Source organism: Halorubrum sp. Atlit-26R (genome assembly GCF_003666015.1).
Classification (GTDB): Archaea; Halobacteriota; Halobacteria; order Halobacteriales; family Haloferacaceae; genus Halorubrum.
The window spans coordinates 1-936 of sequence record NZ_QPLT01000130.1 but is presented as its reverse complement, the minus strand read 5'-3'; the positions used below and the strand labels follow the sequence as shown (position 1 = coordinate 936).

The following is a 936-nucleotide window of genomic DNA, read 5'->3' as shown; positions in this document are numbered from 1 at the left end:
GTCGCGCTGCTCGTCGTCGCCGGAACCGGGCTGGCGACCGGCTCCGTGCGCCCGGTGGCTCTCGTGACCCCGTTTCTGCTGGCGTCGCTCCCGACGCCGTCCCCCGTCGCGTTCGCCGCCGGACAGCTCGCAGTCCTCCCAACGGTCTCCGTTGAGGACACCGCCGCCGCGGTGGCCGCGCAGCTCGCGCTGCTCGTGGTGCTCACCGAACCCGCGCGCACGGTCGGGCGCGCCTACGCCTCCGGTGCCACGCTCGGCGCCGCCGTCGGGCTCGCGGGGCTGTTCGCCGTCGGCCTCCGGTACGGGCTCGTCGTTACAGGCGGCCTGCTGTGTCTCGCCGTCGCGTGTGGCGTGTATATCGCTCGCCGCGTGACGCTGGTTCGGCTCGGCCTCGTCGGCGACGACCCGGTCTCGGAGGGCGAGGCGACCGGCGGCGACCGCCCGGACGACCGGTCTGTCATCGAGCCGAAAGAATGAATTCCGGGGTTCGAGAAGCCGACGGTAACGCGATGGATGACACGGGGGACACGGAGGCGACCCGCGCCGCCCAGGCCGTCGAGACCGACCCGGCGGCTGACGTGAGCGAGTCCGCGGATCTCCAGACGAGAGTGGCCGTGCTCGAAGCAGAGAACCGACAGCTCCGCGACGAGCACGCACGCGCGAAGCAGGCAACGTATCGGCAGACCGCGCTCGGGCTGTTCGCCGTCGGCGCCCTCGGACTACTCGGCGGTGTCGTCTTCTCCGACGCCCGGTCGGTGCTGTTCGCCCTCGGAGGGACCGGCGTTTTCGCCGGGGCGTTGACGTACGTCCTCACCCCAGAGCGGTTCGTGACGGCCAGCGTCGGCTCACGCGTGTACCAGACGGTCCGCGCCGACCGCGACGCGATGCTCGGCGAGCTCGGTATCGGCGGCGACCCGGTGTACGTCCCCGTCGACG

At 72.3% G+C, this 936-nt stretch carries 1 protein-coding gene and 1 pseudogene; both read left to right on the top strand.

The window, feature by feature from the left end:
• Positions 1-477, top strand: a 477-nt coding sequence (locus DVK07_RS22890) for a hypothetical protein (protein ID WP_158603202.1), incomplete at its 5' end; no start/stop codon positions are given.
• Positions 478-509: 32 nt separating this feature from the next.
• Positions 510-936: pseudogene (locus DVK07_RS19740) on the top strand (hypothetical protein); the annotation flags it as partial.